Below are 15,479 nucleotides of genomic sequence, written 5' to 3' on the forward strand. Positions count from 1 at the left end.
TTTGCTGCAAGGATTACTACATGAGTAAAGGATATGTTTGGGTCGTTGATGACGACAGTTCAATTCGCTGGGTAATGGAGAAAACGCTCTCCTCTGCCAACATCAAATGTGAAACCTATGCCGATGGGGAAAGCGTGTTAATGGCGCTCGAACGCGAAGTGCCGGATGTTCTAGTATCAGACATTCGCATGCCAGGTATTGATGGGTTGGAGCTACTAAAACAAGTACAGCGCGATTACCCAGACCTTCCCGTGATTATCATGACCGCGCACTCAGATTTAGATGCAGCAGTGAATGCGTACCAAAAAGGTGCTTTTGAATATTTACCAAAACCTTTTGATATTGATGAAACTTTAACTCTGGTTGAACGAGCCATTGCACACAGCCACGAAAACAAACGCGAGCAGCTCTCTCCAGAAGACATTCCAGCAGAAACGCCTGAAATTATTGGTGAAGCACCAGCGATGCAAGAGGTGTTTCGCGCCATTGGTCGTCTTTCTCGCTCCTCTATTTCAGTCTTGATTAACGGTGAATCGGGCACGGGTAAAGAACTCGTTGCTCATGCACTGCACCGTCACAGTCCACGTGCTAACAAACCTTTCATTGCGCTCAATATGGCGGCGATTCCCAAAGACTTGATTGAATCAGAACTGTTTGGCCACGAAAAAGGCGCGTTTACGGGGGCAAACAATGTTCGTCAAGGACGATTCGAACAAGCCAATGGCGGCACTCTATTTTTAGACGAAATCGGCGACATGCCATTGGACATTCAAACTCGTTTACTACGCGTTCTAGCTGACGGGCAGTTTTATCGAGTGGGCGGTCACTCTCCGATCAGTGTCGATGTACGAATTGTCGCGGCAACACACCAGAACTTAGAAAAGCTGGTGCACGAAGGTGACTTCCGTGAGGACCTCTTTCATCGCTTAAACGTGATTCGCGTGCAGATCCCGGCACTGCGTGAGCGTAAGCAAGACATTGAAAAGCTTACACAGCATTTTCTTATCCGTGCGGCTGATGAGCTTGGTGTGGAAACAAAAACTCTCCACCCGTCGACCGTGGAGATTCTTAACCGCCTTGATTGGCCTGGCAACGTTCGTCAATTAGAGAATATTTGCCGTTGGTTAACCGTTATGGCCAGTGGTAGCGAAGTGTTACCAAATGACTTGCCAAGCGAACTACTCGAAGAGAAAAAATCCATTTCAGACTCTGCACATGGTAGTTGGCAAGAACAATTGGCGGATTGGGCACGGCATTCACTCGCAGCAGGAGATAAAGAACTACTTTCTTACGCTTTACCAGAATTTGAACGCATTTTATTAGAAGCAGCCTTAGAGCACACTAAAGGTCATAAGCAAGATGCCGCTAAAGTATTAGGCTGGGGGCGAAATACACTCACCAGAAAATTAAAAGAATTGTACTGACAATCACTTACGTGGTGCATTAACAACGAGCGTCGTTTGTCACTCGATATTAATAAAAACATCAGTACAATTGTGGCGCACCACCATCTATGTGATTAGGCGATGTCTACTGCTACGACTCAAATTACACTGCGTACTGCTGTTTTGATTCCATTTGTCATGATCTTCTTACTGGCGATCGGTGTCATTGTCTACGTCCAAAAACAAAGTTACGAAGAAGTGGTCACGGATATCAGTGACAAGCAACTTTCCGTGTTAACCGAAAGTGTCCACGACCACCTCAATAGCTATCTACGTAAGCCTTTTACTGCGGTTATGGCTCTCGCGCACAACGTCAGCTATCACAACCTTTATCGCCCTCACGATACCTCAGACATTCAAAACTACCTGCTGAGTGCATTCAAAAATCTTTACCAATCGATACCGCAGTTGGATGTAATCGCATTTGGTTCAGAAAACGGCGACTTTGCAGGCTTTCGCCGCGAGCTTTCCGACGATTACACCTTAATGGTGCAAGATCGCTACACCGATGGTGATCTGGTTATTTATGGGACCAACCATGTGAGTAACAACATTCGAACGGTTATCTCCCAATACGATCCTCGCACTCGCCCATGGTATAAGCCCGTTGCGGAGAGCCAAAACGCCACTTGGTCTGAAATTTATACCAACGCTGATGAACGCCAGGATATTACGCTATCAGCCATGACGCCGGTGTACAAACACGACCAATTTGCTGGTGTTTTGGTGACAGACATTCGTATCAATACATTCAACGAATTCCTGCGCGAGTTAAAATACAACACTAAAGCGTCGGTCTACATCATGGACCCAGATCATCGTTTAATCGCTCACTCAGGCCCGGGAAGCGTCATCTCATGGGGCACAAAATTTTCGGATAAAGGGCAGCGTTTGCTTGCCGCTGAAAACGCAGACCCGATCATCAAAATCAGTGCGAGCCGCGTCCGGTCTTTCGATCTCAACAACACCAAGCAACCTTATACTTTTTCATTTGAACATGATGGACAACGTATTTTCAGTCGGCTAACCCCGTATCGAGACCAAAATGGCTTAACATGGTTTATTGGCACCTCCATTTCGGAGTCCGAGCTTCTCGGCCTGTTACCAAAAAGCCAGCAAGAGAGTTGGCTCGTTGGCATTATTGTAAGCCTATTTGGGATCGCCATCAGTTGGATCATTTTCAACCGAGTTACCAGACCAATTAACGCGACGGCCGCCGCCGCTCAGCACCTGGCAAATGGGGATTGGGATAGCGGCATGCCAAAGCCTGGTTATGTGTATGAGACAACCGTACTAGTTCATGCTTTTAATGAAATGGCGAACAATCTAAGAGCTTCATTCAAAGCATTGCGTGAACAGTTAGTTTATGACTCTCTAACACGCTTATATAGCCGTCAGGGTTTGGTCGAAATCTGTGAAAATCAGTCTCATCTTTGTCACGGCAGTTTATTTTTACTTGGTATCAACAAATTTAGAGATATCAACGACAGTGTGGGTCATCACAACGGCGACCAGTTGTTGGTCAGCATCGCTGAAAGGCTAAAACAGCAGTTTCGTGACAACGCATTATTGGCTCGGATTGGTGGTGATGAGTTCGCGGTGTTTCTCTCAAATGTCGACACTGAAACCAAAATTAAACAAACCGAGCGTCGATTACAGCAACTCTTTTCCACCCCATTTATGGTGGAAGGCGAGAATGTAGTGATGAAGATTTCACTTGGTATTGTACAAACCCAGCCAAACGAAACCATGCCTTTATGGTTACGCAACGCCAGCATCGCATTAAGTTACGCTAAACAAGACTCACTGACTGGTGTTTGTCACTACAGCCCAGAACTAGCGAGCGCTTCAAAGTTTCGTACGCAAATGCTGACCAAGATCCAAACTGGCATTGAAAACCGAGAGTTTATTCCTCATTACCAACCGATTGTGGATCTCGTCAGTGGCACAGTGTGTGGCGCCGAAGCACTTGCGCGCTGGCATAGCGACTCAGGTATGGTGTCACCATTAGATTTTATCCCAATCGCGGAAGAAAGCGGCATGATCAAAGCCATCGGCCAACAGATTCTGTTACAAGCTTGTCGCGACACTTACCAAGCGATCGAAAGCAAACAGTGGCCGTCGGACTTCCAACTGCATGTGAATATCTCTGTTAATCAACTATCCTGCCCAAGTTTTGTTGATACGGTGACAAGCGTATTGGATATCACGAAATTACCAGCAAGTAACCTCACACTAGAGATCACAGAATCACGTATCATTGATAGCGCACCGACCACACTAGAAAACATGACTAAACTGCGTGAAATGGGTATTGGTATCGCGATAGATGACTTTGGCACCGGCTACTCATCACTGGGTTACCTCCACTCTCTGCCGTTTACCTGCTTGAAGATTGATCGCACCTTCATCAATCAACTCACACAAGAAAACTTAAACAGTTCAGTCGTCGCTGCCGTCATCAATATCACAGCAGGTCTCAAAACTAATGTCGTCGCGGAAGGTGTCGAGGATAGCAATCAAGCACAATTACTGCGCTCTTTAGGCTGTAATCAGGTGCAAGGCTTCTACTACAGCCGCCCTATGCCACTAGAAGAATGGCCAACACATTTGGTGAACATGAAGTAGAAAAGAGCGAGAATCGTTGATTTCCTAGTCATCCTCTACTGACAATCTACCCAACTGTTATTTATACTTAACTGCAAATCTTACCCATGTATTGTCACAGATGATGTTTGGGCCCTGTTCCAGTTCATAACTATCCGGATCGACAAAATGATAACGAAGAACCTTCCTCTTACTGATTTGCACCGTCACCTCGACGGTAACATTCGTACTAAAACGATTCTTGAGCTAGGCCAAAAGTTTGGCATTGCCCTACCAGCGTACGATATTGAGTCTCTCACTCCTCACGTTCAAATTGTCGAAGCGGAACCCTCTCTTGTTGCTTTCCTTTCTAAGCTCGACTGGGGTGTTGCTGTCCTGGGCGATTTAGATGCGTGTCGTCGTGTCGCGTACGAAAACGTAGAAGACGCGCTAAACGCACAAATCGATTACGCAGAGCTGCGTTTCTCTCCTTACTACATGGCGATGAAACACAAACTACCAGTAGCGGGGGTTGTTGAAGCCGTCGTGGACGGTGTGCAAGCGGGTATGCGCGATTTTGGCGTGAAAGCCAACCTGATCGGTATCATGAGTCGTACATTTGGTACTGACGCATGTCAACAAGAACTGGACGGCATTCTGAGCCAGAAAGATCACATCGTTGCCGTTGACCTTGCGGGTGACGAGCTAGGCCAACCGGGTGATCGCTTTGTGTCTCACTTCAAGCAAGTACGCGATGCTGGCCTTGGGGTAACGGTCCATGCTGGTGAAGCAGCAGGTGCAGAGAGCATGTGGCAAGCAATCAATGAGCTGGGCGCAACTCGTATCGGTCACGGCGTAAAAGCGATTCACGATCCAAAACTGATGGATTACCTAGCAGAAAACCGCATTGGTATTGAATCTTGCCTGACGTCAAACTACCAAACAAGTACGGTAGAAACGCTAGAAAACCACCCTCTCAAGCAGTTCCTAGAGCATGGCGTTCTTGCGTGTTTGAACACTGACGATCCAGCGGTTGAAGGCATCGAACTGCCATACGAATACGAAGTAGCGGCACCAGCCGCTGGCCTGAGCCAAGACCAGATTCGCCAAGCGCAAATTAATGGCCTTGAGATTGCGTTCCTTTCAGAAGCAGAAAAAGCGGAACTGAGAGAAAAAGTAAAAGATCGCGCTTAAATCCAGCGAAAACATAAAAAAATGCCAGCATCTGCTGGCATTTTTTATATCTTGAATCTGTATCTCTGATTAAATAACACGAGAGAATTGTTGCTGACGCGCCTTCGCTCGCAGGTACTTATCGAAGCTCATACAAATATTACGGATCAACAAACGACCTCGCAGCGTCACACGAATTTCATTGTCATCCACTTCCACCAGCTCATCGTTGATGAAGGTCTGAAGTAGCTGTAAGTCTTCTTTAAAGTACTGATCAAACTTCACTTTAAACTCAGACTCAATGGCTTTCTTGTCTAACTTGAAGTTACAAATCAGCTGCTTAATCACTTCGCGACGGAGCAAATCATCAGAGTCCAGCGAGACCCCTTTCCACAGAGCGTGACGAAGTTCGTTGACTTGAGCGTAGTATTTCTTCAGCTCTTTCTGGTTTTGCGCGTACGCATCGCCGATCATCGAGATTGCAGAAACACCAAAGCCAACCAAGTCACATTCACCTTGTGTGGTGTAGCCTTGGAAATTGCGATGCAAAATACCTTCGCGCTGGGCAACAGCAAGTTCATCGTCCGGCAAAGCAAAGTGGTCCATACCGATAAATTGGTAGCCAGCACCAGTCAGTGTCGCGATGGTGTCTTGCAGAATTGCCATCTTCTCTTCTACCTTTGGCAGATCTTCGTCTTTAATCTTACGCTGCGCTGCAAATAGCTGTGGCATGTGCGCGTAGTTAAACACGGATAGACGGCCCGGCTGCATCTCTAGTACTTGTTCTAGAGTCTTGGCAAAAGATTCTTTGGTCTGCTTCGGTAAACCGTAAATCAAATCTAGGTTCGTCGAACGAAAGCCTAACTCTTTTGCGCGCGCAACCATCGCAACGATGAACTCTTCATCTTGCTCACGATTCACCAGCTTTTGCACTTCTTTGTTGAAGTCCTGAACACCGATGCTCAAGCGATTGAAGCCTTCACTACGCAGATGATCCAGCATGGTCAGCTCGATTTCACGCGGGTCAACCTCGATACTGATTTCAGCATCGCTGCTAAAAGTAAACTCTTGGCGTAGCAGGCTCATTACACGCGTGATTTGCTTTTCAGAGAGAAACGTCGGTGTACCACCACCAAAATGCAATTGCGTCACGGTGCGACTAGCAAGTAATGCAGCACGTTGACGAATTTCGTGTTCAAGCACGTCGAGGTATTCATCCGCTTTGTGCGAGTGGCGTGTAATGACTTTATTACATCCACAGTAGTAACAAAGCTTGTGACAGAACGGAATGTGTACGTACAGCGATAATGGGCGTTCTGGGTATTGAGTGCATGCCATATCATAATCAGAAATGGTGAACGCTTCATGAAACTCCAGCGCCGTTGGGTACGACGTATAACGAGGCCCGGAATAGTTGTACTTATCCAATACCGCTTGATCCCAGACGATTTGCTGTTTCGATTCAGTGTGTTGATTCGACATGGTGGTACTTTCCGTTAAATGCTAGGGCAACGAAAGCCGTCACCCGATATTCAGAGCCGCTATTTTGCCATACGACGATGACAAGCGTGGCAACGCCGACTGGCTTTTTAAGTATAAAACTAAAGAAGTGCTAGCGTGATCACGATACCCCCATTAGCCATAAGGAGACTATTGGGGGTCGCGCTTAAATCATCTGAATATTGATTTGATTATTCAGTGGCTGGACGTTTTTCTGCAACACTTTGAGCTCCTCAATAATCGCATCAGTGAGGCGGCTTTCCGCTTTATGACGCGTCAAGTTCTGTTGCATACGCTCTTTCTTGGCAAGTTGTTGGCGTTCTTCGCCACGCGCCATATCTTTCACGATGTGGTAAAGCTCAGAAATCGCAGGGTACGTTTTATCGAAATCAACGCGGTCTTCACCTTGTACATAATCCATGATGTTATACACACGGATACTGATTTCAGATAAATCGCACTGGCCTTGAATGCCCGCCTGACACAAGGTATGCACATTCTCAAAAATGTTGGCGTTACGTTTGTCTATCGCCAATTTTTGATGCTTCAGCTGCAATTCCTTTTGCTTTTTCAATTGAAGCAGAAGGTAACCTGCATAAGAAGCGAGTGCGATGATAATCACAACACCAGCAATAGCTAATAAGGTTACATTCATAGCTTAATTATCCTTTATAGTCGTCGAAGTTAATGTCGTCGAAATCTGCCAGCAAGTCATCATCGTTGCGCGTGCTTTTCTCAGCAGGTGCAGTGAAGTCTTCCTCTTCTTCAGGTTCCAACAAACCTAGTTGGTCCATTAGCTTCTCAATGCGATCGAGTTTCTCATCGACGAATTTCTGTAGACCTGTGCCCAGGTTTTCACCCGCTTCAATACGGTCTAGCAACACGTTCAATTGCGCGTCATTTTCTAGCATCTCTAGTTCTTGCTCTGCCGACAAACGACGCTCTTGCTTCGTCATTTTCTTCGCAGGTTCAACAATCAGAGGTATTTTCTTTTTGCTGCCTAAGCGCGGGTCGCGATTTTGTGCAGCAGCTTGCTTTTTCTGCTCGTTAACTTCTGAGTTACGGTTACCCGTTTTCAGACCCTTACGCTTTTTAGCACGCTTGCGTAAGCGGCCTTCCACATCAGATTCTGTACGGTTACGAGTTACAACAAACTCAGGTGCACCAGCGGCACCCGGTTTTCTAGATTTTTTACTACGGCTCATTACTGGGGTTTCCTCAGTAAAATTACATCATTACCAATAAATTCGAGTTCGAGCTTATCCCGCTCTGCTAGGAACTGGAACGTGTCACGACTAAAGAACACTACGTGAGTGAGATCGTTCTTATAATGCCATGATTTGAAAGCCTCCACGTCGATGACCATTTTCGTCATCAGGCCTATCCAGCCCCCTGGCTTAACTAAATTCAACCATTGCTTCCACACCAAATCTGGGTGGTAGAGGTGCTCTATCACCTCTGTTGCTGTCATGAAGTCGTACGTTTTTTCTAAAACCGACGTATCAGGGTGGTAATAGAGATCGTACAACGCCATGTTGTGCCCCGCCTCTTCCAGCATCAAGGAGAGCGTTGGGCCAGGACCACAACCAAAGTCGATACCATTTGATTGTGGAGAAATTCGCTCTGTGATCGGGTCAGCAATACGCGACAAAAAGCGTCGGTAACCCAAATCATCGGGGTTGTTCTCATGCAAATCATAGTGAGCTTTTTCGCTTTCCGCATCCAAACGTTGGTCTGGATTTACGAATACCAAGCTGCACTGCTCACATTGAAGATATTCACGACGCTTATCTTCAAAATAATGGTGAGTGCGCTGATTTTGGCATAAAGGACAGGTATGCATGCTGACTTCCTCAAACAGGGATGCGAAACATACCAGAAAGTGAACTCGGATTGGAGTGTTGTTGAGTATTTTTTCAGCAATTTTTGTTAAAAAACTTTGTTTACAACCTATAAAGCTAAATAAGTGCAGTAATCTCAATTCAAGTTACGACTGAGCAAGTCAACGGATATAAAAAAAGCGACAGTCAGACTGTCGCTTTCTAAGTGCCATCAATTGGCGAAACTGTGTTGCACACATTTGGTGCACCAATGATCCCTTTGTTTTTAGAGCTTTCCCTGCCAAAAAGAGTTGTTTTTCATCTTCCTGATGAGTTTTGGCTATCCGTTTACTTCCTGTCTACTGAGCAACTTCCTGTGCCTGATCCGTTTCACTGTCTTAACCGTCAGACGAGATGACCATCCTTATCTGATAGGCTCCCTACCTATCTAAATCCCTTTCTAAATCACCAAGCATCCGAGCTACATCCTCGGAGACCTAAACCGTGGTCTTAAATCCTTACATTCACTCCCTGTGAACGACTTCTACTTTACGCCATCCCGTTATGCTCACAAGTAATGGGTTGAAAAAATAATCCGCCTATTTTTCTAAAAAATCAAAATTATCATTTAATCAAAAACTTAAAAACACTAACAAGAAAAAGCCAACATCAAGTATGGCAAATGTCTCACAAACTGCCGAGCCAACTATCGCTTTCGCATCCAAACTCGACTGTGATATCTGTCACGAACAAAAATGCCCTAGTGGATTCACTAGGGCATTTTTGTACAAGTTGCTCGAACGATGTAGGGACATCTACCCAACCAGCTCAAGATGCAGGTTCTTGAGCGATTTAGGTATATTAGTGCAGACCGCCAACGTATTTAGACAGCACTTCGATATCTTCGTCTGTCATTTTCTTCGCGATGTCGCGCATCATGGCATTCATATCATTACCACGGTCGCCATCACGGAATTTTTCTAGCTGAGCTTTGATGTAGTCAGCATGCTGACCAGAAATTTTCGGGAAACCTGAAAGCTCAGTACCATTGCCACGAGGACCATGACATGCAATACATGCGGTTAGGCCACGCTCGGCATCACCAGCGGTATAAAGCGTTTTGCCTTTTGCTACTACATCTTCAGGTGTTGCGTTTTCTGAAACTGGTAGCGAAGCGTAGTAAGCAGATAGGTCTGCGATATCTTCATCGCTCAGTGGCATTGCCATACCACTCATTACAGGATCGTAACGACCTTGTTTACCACCACTTGTCATGCCTAGCTTAAGTTCTTTTAACTGCTTCTCAAGATACTTAGCGTGTTGGCCTGCGAGTTTCGGGTACGTTGTTATTGCACTGTTGCCATCTGCTCCGTGACAGGCGACACAGGTTTGTGATTTTGCTTTACCAGCCTCAATATTACCTTGGGCCCATACTGAGCAACTGGCTAAAAGACTCAAAATTAGCGCTAATTTCTTCATGACATTCCATTATAATTATCAAGCTTCCAGTACCACGGAATGTGAACATACCGCGTACACTCATGGTACAATAGGCGACCTTATGCCGAGCACGGTTATTTTACACATTTTCACAAAAAAGTAATCAATCGACTACACAAAGTCGAGATGGAGTTAACAGTGAGCGTAAAAATTCATTACCAAAATACGCATTTCATCACCAGCGCACCCGATATTCGTCACCTGCCGGAAGACGAAGGTGTCGAAATTGCGTTTGCAGGACGCTCAAACGCTGGTAAATCGAGTGCACTTAACCGTCTAACTAATCAAAAAAGCTTAGCCAAGACATCAAAGACACCTGGTCGTACGCAATTAATCAACCTTTTCAAAGTAGAAGAAGGTTGTCACATTGTCGATCTACCTGGATACGGTTTTGCGCAAGTACCGGTAGAGATGAAAAACAAATGGCAGAAATCTTTGGGTGAATACCTACAGAAACGCGAGTGCCTAAAAGGCTTAGTGGTTCTAATGGACATTCGTCATCCAATGAAAGATCTCGACCAACAAATGATTTTCTGGGCCATCGATAGCCACATTCCTGTGCAGGTTTTGCTAACCAAAGCAGATAAACTAAAAAGTGGTGCACGCAAACAAACTCTACTGAAAGTTCGTAAGCAAGTAGAAACTTTCGGTGGTGACGTTTCTGTTGATGTGTTCTCTTCACTTAAAGGATTAGGTGTCGATCAACTACGTGCAAAACTGGATATCTGGTTTGCACCAGCACTAGCGCACCTGATAGAAGAAGACGAACAAGAGACACCTGCGAGCGATGAAGAATAATTAACAATATTTGTTAAATTTCTTCGACACGGCCCTACCATTTGGTGGGGCTTTTGTTTATCTGAACTAAATAACAGGCAATAAAAATCCCCGCCTTCCTGGCAGGGATAACGGGAGAGAAAAATTGGTAATTATTGTTATGTGACGAAGCATTGCTGAACTGAGATTCGATTTCAATAGGTTAAAAAGCGCTCTTGTTTCCTGTTTATCACCAAACATTCACTCCCAAAACACCCAATAGCATTACAATTCAGATAGTTAAGCCAAGCAAAGCTTCAAAAAGATGTAACTTAGTTTCCTTCAAGAAAAAATAATAGTGTGACTGGCGTAAATTTACAGGATGAATAACGCAATAAATTTGAAGGAAAAATCGAGATTTTGCAGTGACTTAGAAAGGTCAAAAAAGAAGGTTTTTGAAGGCTTACTTTAAGCTACTGATCCAAAAGAATAATTTTCTTTCGCCCAATAAAAAACGCCCCAGTCAAAAACTGACTGGGGCGGCTGAATCAGCCTAATCCAATAACGTGAAACAAAAGGTCTGAAAGATAGAACATCTTACCTCTGTACCCTACGAGTATTAATGTACAACAATTGGTCAGAATTGCAAAGAATTTTTGTAGTTTTTTTTCATGAAATTTTTATTAAGCAACATCAAAGTTAACTTTGCGCTAGCTTTTTTAATCTCAAAAAAAAGCCAGCGTTTGTGCGCTGGCTCATAATTAATTGGTTATTTTGGTCTAAAAGTGACTAATGAGCTTGATCCCAGTTATCACCATGACCTGCTTCTGCAACCAACGGTACTTTTAGCTCTGCTGCAGATTCCATCAATTTCTGTACTTTACTTTCAATTTCGGACAATGATGACTCTTCAACTTCAAAGACCAATTCATCGTGTACTTGCATTAATAACTTCACACGACCATTGCCTTCTTCCTGAATCCACTGATCAACCAACAGCATCGCTTTCTTAATGATGTCCGCAGCCGTACCTTGCATTGGTGCGTTGATTGCCGCACGTTCAGCAGCTTTACGACGCATCCCGTTGCGCGATTTGATTTCTGGTAAATGCAAACGTCGACCAAAAATCGTTTCAACATACCCTTTATCTGCTGCCGTGCTGCGTGTGTCTTCCATGTACTGCATCACGCCTGGGTAACGTTCAAAGTATGTATCCATATACGCTTGAGCTTCACCACGAGGAATGCCTAATTGCTTCGCCAAACCAAACGCACTCATGCCGTAAATAAGACCGAAATTAACCGCTTTCGCACGACGACGTTGCTCACTTGAAACGTCTTCAATAGAAACACCCATGATTTCTGCTGCGGTTGCCGCGTGGATATCTTTGCCATCACGGAATGCATCCAATAACGCTTGGTCACCAGAAAGGTGCGCCATGATGCGAAGTTCGATTTGCGAGTAGTCGACCGCTAAGATTTTATGCCCTGATGGCGCGACAAACGCTTGACGAATACGACGGCCAGCTTCGTTACGAATTGGAATGTTCTGTAAGTTCGGATCAGTAGAAGATAGACGACCCGTTGCAGTCACTGCTTGGTGGTAAGAAGTATGCACGCGCCCCGTTGATGGGTTGATCATCTTCGGCAGTTTGTCGGTGTAAGTTGATTTTAGCTTCGCCAAACCACGGTATTCCAAAATCAGTTTTGGTAGTGGGTAGTCTAGCGCGAGTTCTTGCAGAACTTCTTCATTCGTCGATGGTGTGCCTGATGGCGTTTTCTTCACAACCGGTAAACCCATTTTTTCAAATAGGATGGCTTGTAATTGCTTTGGCGAGTTCATGTTAAACTCTTGCTCTGCAATTTCGTACGCTTTCTTTTCAAGCTCATCAAGGCGAGCGGTAATCTCGACCGACTGCGCACTCAGCTTCATTTCATCGATAAAGACCCCAGTGCGTTCAATGCGCGAAAGAACTGGCACCAACGGCATTTCAATCTCTTCGTAAACTGTCTTCAGGCTTTCATCCTGCTCGATATTAGCAAACAAGCGATTGTGCAGACGAAGGGTCACATCCGCATCTTCTGCCGCGTATGGCGATGCTTGTTCCAGTTCGATTTGGTTAAACGTAAGCTGATTTTTGCCTTTACCTGCAATTTGCTCAAAAGAAATGCAGCTGTGCTGTAGGAAGCGAAGCGCCAAGCTGTCCATATCGTGTTTACCGCCGACACTGTTGTAGATATACGATTCCAACATCGTGTCGTGCTTGATACCTTTTAGCTCAATGTCGTAACGAGCGAGTACAGACGCATCATACTTTAAGTTTTGACCGACTTTTGCTTTCGCTGCATCTTCAAGAATTGGCTTCAGCTGTTCTAGTACCCAATCACGATCAAGCTGTTCAGGCGCATCTAAATAGTCATGTGCAACTGGCACATAAGCCGCAATACCTTCATCGACAGCGAATGACAAACCAACTAGATTCGCTAGCATGTAATCTAGGTTATCGGTCTCCGTATCAAATGCAAACAGCTCAGCCGTTTGAAGTTTATCTAGCCAAGCATTGAAGGTTTCTTTATCCAGAATTGTTTCATATTGGCTGCGATCGATTGTTACCGCAGAAGTTTCCATCTCAGCTTGAGAAGAAGAAGCTTGTGAAGATCCTGCAAGCTCTACGGCCTCCACAGATCCAGAACCGCCTTCAAGTAGTTCATTCAACCAAGATTTAAACGTCAGTTGGCCATACAGCTTCACTAATTCGTCTTTATTTGGTTCCGCTTTCAGCAATGATTCTGGCGTTTCCTCAAGCTCAACATCCAATTTGATGGTCGCGAGCTCATACGAAAGCATGGCATTTTCTTTGTTGTCGATGAGCTTTTTCGCCATGGTTTTAGAACCACGGAAACCAAGCCCTGCAATATCATCGAGGTTTTCATACAACTTCGTCAGACCACCAATACCTTGCAGTAGTGCGGTCGCTGTTTTATCACCGACACCCGGTACACCAGGAATGTTATCTACTTTATCGCCCATCAGTGCTAAGTAGTCGATGATCAACTCAGGTGGAATGCCAAACTTTTCAACCACACCTTCACGATCCATTACGACGTTCGTCATGGTGTTGATCAAGGTAATGTTATCATCCACTAGCTGCGCCATGTCTTTATCACCAGTACTGATCAATACAGGCATGCCCTTTTGTGATGCTTGGTATGCTAACGTACCGATGACGTCATCCGCCTCGACGCCAGGAACACAGATCAGCGGCAAACCCATTGCACGAATAACATTGTGTAATGGTTCAATTTGACAACGCAGGTCATCCGGCATTGGCGGACGATTCGCTTTGTATTCTGCATACATATCATCACGAAAGGTTTTTCCCTTTGCATCGAAAACCACCGCGATGCGCTCAGACGCAAACTGACGCATCATGCTGCGTAACATGTTCACGACGCCGTAAACGGCATTAGTTGGAATTTCACCATTGCTCATGGTGCCCGGGTAGGCGTGAAAAGCGCGATATAGGTAAGAAGAGCCGTCGATAAGGATCAACGGATTTTCAGGAATACTTGCCATAATTGTCTGTATCCAATTCAGTACTTGAGAGATCTGCCTAGGATGCCATGACTGCTGATCTGAATCTATCTTGTTCGCTCGATCTAGGTCGCGTAAATTTTTCCGACTTTATTCACGAAAACACCACCTCCTGTGGATAACTCTGTTTATAGAAATTATCCACTGGTTATCCAATAACAAAAAACACAAGAAAACACCAACTCAAACCATTGATTTATAACAATAAATTCGCATAACGGCGAGAAGAGCAACGATCCTAAAATGATCATCGCATGTGGAAAAGATATTAATAGTGACGTCAAATAGAAATCGTAGAAAAGAAAAAAGCGACCCGAATGGGGTCGCCTAGCAGAAGTGGTAAAGCAAATTCTGTAAATAGAGCAGCTTAACCAAGAAGCTATAAATTACACTGGAAGCAATGTGAGCAATGTCGTGTCAAAAAGAATTCGTGCAAGTTCTCGGAAAAATGTTTCATCACTTCTCAACTTTCAGTTAATTAACTTCTGTTAATAAGTCACTCAACGTCCTTGTGAACTTTCCTCATTCCCTAAGACAGGTTTAATAATAATGATTCTCATTTCGTAGTCAACAGTTAAATGAGAAAAAATCTCATTTATTTTCACATTGCTTTAATGAAATGCACTCTAGATTCTCGAAGATTTACTTTTTCTTCAAACTTTTCAATGATATAGCCATTTCTCAATAACAAGCGAAGCATAGCCGGAAACTGGTTTCGAGATTTCACTTTTAATGTGTTGTAGCCTTGTTCTGCCACCCAATCCTCTTGAGCTTCCAAAAGCAGTTGTGCCACGCCTTCATTTCGAGCTTCAGGGACAACACCACCTAACCAGCTATAGAAAACACCATCCTCTAATTCGTAACCTATTTTGAAGCCGACAATCGTGCCATTTTTTTCTGCAACGAGGATTAAACTGTTTTTCTCTTCTAAACGTTGAGTCATGGAGTCTACCGTTTCTCCTTTCGAAAACTCGGTAACACGCGCCACAACTTGAAGTGCTTCTTCCAATGTGCCTTCACGAATCAGCATTGTCATTGTTCTCTTCTCCAAAATAAAAATACCCAAGCACCTTGGATTGTTACTGTTGTAATCCGCCTGAGGTTA

At 44.7% G+C, this 15,479-nt stretch carries 11 protein-coding genes; 4 read left to right on the forward strand and 7 right to left on the reverse strand.

What is annotated here, in order from left to right:
* Positions 1–20 precede the first annotated feature (20 nt).
* The 3 genes from glnG to add all read left to right on the forward strand — a co-directional run bounded on the left by glnG (position 21) and on the right by add (position 5,225).
* Positions 21–1,424, forward strand: coding sequence for a nitrogen regulation protein NR(I) (gene glnG, locus R7P64_RS14455; RefSeq protein WP_005379267.1), 1,404 nt, complete (start codon positions 21–23; stop codon positions 1,422–1,424).
* A 102-nt stretch (positions 1,425–1,526) separates the two neighbouring features.
* Positions 1,527–4,073: an EAL domain-containing protein gene (locus R7P64_RS14460; RefSeq protein WP_138939675.1), complete on the forward strand. Its 2,547-nt coding sequence runs from the start codon at positions 1,527–1,529 to the stop codon at positions 4,071–4,073.
* A 147-nt stretch (positions 4,074–4,220) separates the two neighbouring features.
* On the forward strand, positions 4,221–5,225 hold the full coding sequence (gene add, locus R7P64_RS14465; RefSeq protein WP_005379257.1) for an adenosine deaminase: 1,005 nt from the start codon (positions 4,221–4,223) through the stop codon (positions 5,223–5,225).
* A 69-nt stretch (positions 5,226–5,294) separates the two neighbouring features.
* Here add and hemN read toward each other — a convergent pair whose 3' ends face one another.
* The 5 genes from hemN to R7P64_RS14490 form a co-directional block, all read right to left on the reverse strand.
* Positions 5,295–6,686 (reverse strand): oxygen-independent coproporphyrinogen III oxidase, encoded by a 1,392-nt coding sequence (gene hemN / locus R7P64_RS14470; protein WP_318123656.1) that lies wholly within the window; start codon positions 6,684–6,686, stop codon positions 5,295–5,297.
* Between the two features lie 184 nt (positions 6,687–6,870).
* On the reverse strand, positions 6,871–7,359 hold the full coding sequence (locus R7P64_RS14475) for a DUF2489 domain-containing protein (RefSeq protein ID WP_005379254.1): 489 nt from the start codon (positions 7,357–7,359) through the stop codon (positions 6,871–6,873).
* Between the two features lie 7 nt (positions 7,360–7,366).
* Positions 7,367–7,909 (reverse strand): Der GTPase-activating protein YihI, encoded by a 543-nt coding sequence (gene yihI, locus R7P64_RS14480; protein ID WP_005379252.1) that lies wholly within the window; start codon positions 7,907–7,909, stop codon positions 7,367–7,369.
* Entirely contained in the window at positions 7,909–8,547 is a 639-nt protein-coding gene (locus tag R7P64_RS14485; protein WP_005379250.1) for a class I SAM-dependent methyltransferase, read from the reverse strand. The genes yihI and R7P64_RS14485 overlap by 1 nt, the downstream gene beginning before the upstream one ends.
* 838 nt (positions 8,548–9,385) lie before the next feature.
* On the reverse strand, positions 9,386–10,003 hold the full coding sequence (locus R7P64_RS14490) for a c-type cytochrome (protein WP_318123658.1): 618 nt from the start codon (positions 10,001–10,003) through the stop codon (positions 9,386–9,388).
* A 159-nt stretch (positions 10,004–10,162) separates the two neighbouring features.
* Here R7P64_RS14490 and yihA point away from each other — a divergent pair, with 159 nt between their 5' ends.
* The gene (gene yihA, locus R7P64_RS14495) at positions 10,163–10,822 is read left to right on the forward strand and encodes a ribosome biogenesis GTP-binding protein YihA/YsxC (protein ID WP_031779017.1); all 660 of its coding nucleotides are present in this window, start codon (positions 10,163–10,165) and stop codon (positions 10,820–10,822) included.
* 747 nt (positions 10,823–11,569) lie between these two features.
* On the opposite strand, the gene polA is transcribed toward yihA, so the two are convergent.
* Both polA and R7P64_RS14505 read right to left on the reverse strand, forming a co-directional pair.
* Entirely contained in the window at positions 11,570–14,356 is a 2,787-nt protein-coding gene (gene polA, locus R7P64_RS14500) for a DNA polymerase I (RefSeq protein WP_005379246.1), read from the reverse strand.
* Positions 14,357–14,975: 619 nt separating this feature from the next.
* On the reverse strand, positions 14,976–15,410 hold the full coding sequence (locus tag R7P64_RS14505; RefSeq protein WP_005379245.1) for a GNAT family N-acetyltransferase: 435 nt from the start codon (positions 15,408–15,410) through the stop codon (positions 14,976–14,978).
* Positions 15,411–15,479 lie beyond the last annotated feature (69 nt).

The organism is Vibrio sp. 2304, assembly GCF_033339475.1.
GTDB lineage: Bacteria > Pseudomonadota > Gammaproteobacteria > Enterobacterales > Vibrionaceae > Vibrio > Vibrio alginolyticus.

Coding starts and splice junctions, on each gene's coding strand:
- polA (WP_005379246.1), bottom strand. CDS start 14,356: ATGGCAAGTATTCCTGAAAATCCGTTGATCCTTATCGACGGCTCTTCT.
- R7P64_RS14475 (WP_005379254.1), bottom strand. CDS start 7,359: ATGAATGTAACCTTATTAGCTATTGCTGGTGTTGTGATTATCATCGCA.
- R7P64_RS14490 (WP_318123658.1), bottom strand. CDS start 10,003: ATGAAGAAATTAGCGCTAATTTTGAGTCTTTTAGCCAGTTGCTCAGTA.
- R7P64_RS14485 (WP_005379250.1), bottom strand. CDS start 8,547: ATGCATACCTGTCCTTTATGCCAAAATCAGCGCACTCACCATTATTTT.
- hemN (WP_318123656.1), bottom strand. CDS start 6,686: ATGTCGAATCAACACACTGAATCGAAACAGCAAATCGTCTGGGATCAA.
- yihI (WP_005379252.1), bottom strand. CDS start 7,909: ATGAGCCGTAGTAAAAAATCTAGAAAACCGGGTGCCGCTGGTGCACCT.
- R7P64_RS14460 (WP_138939675.1), top strand. CDS start 1,527: ATGTCTACTGCTACGACTCAAATTACACTGCGTACTGCTGTTTTGATT.
- R7P64_RS14505 (WP_005379245.1), bottom strand. CDS start 15,410: ATGACAATGCTGATTCGTGAAGGCACATTGGAAGAAGCACTTCAAGTT.
- add (WP_005379257.1), top strand. CDS start 4,221: ATGATAACGAAGAACCTTCCTCTTACTGATTTGCACCGTCACCTCGAC.
- glnG (WP_005379267.1), top strand. CDS start 21: ATGAGTAAAGGATATGTTTGGGTCGTTGATGACGACAGTTCAATTCGC.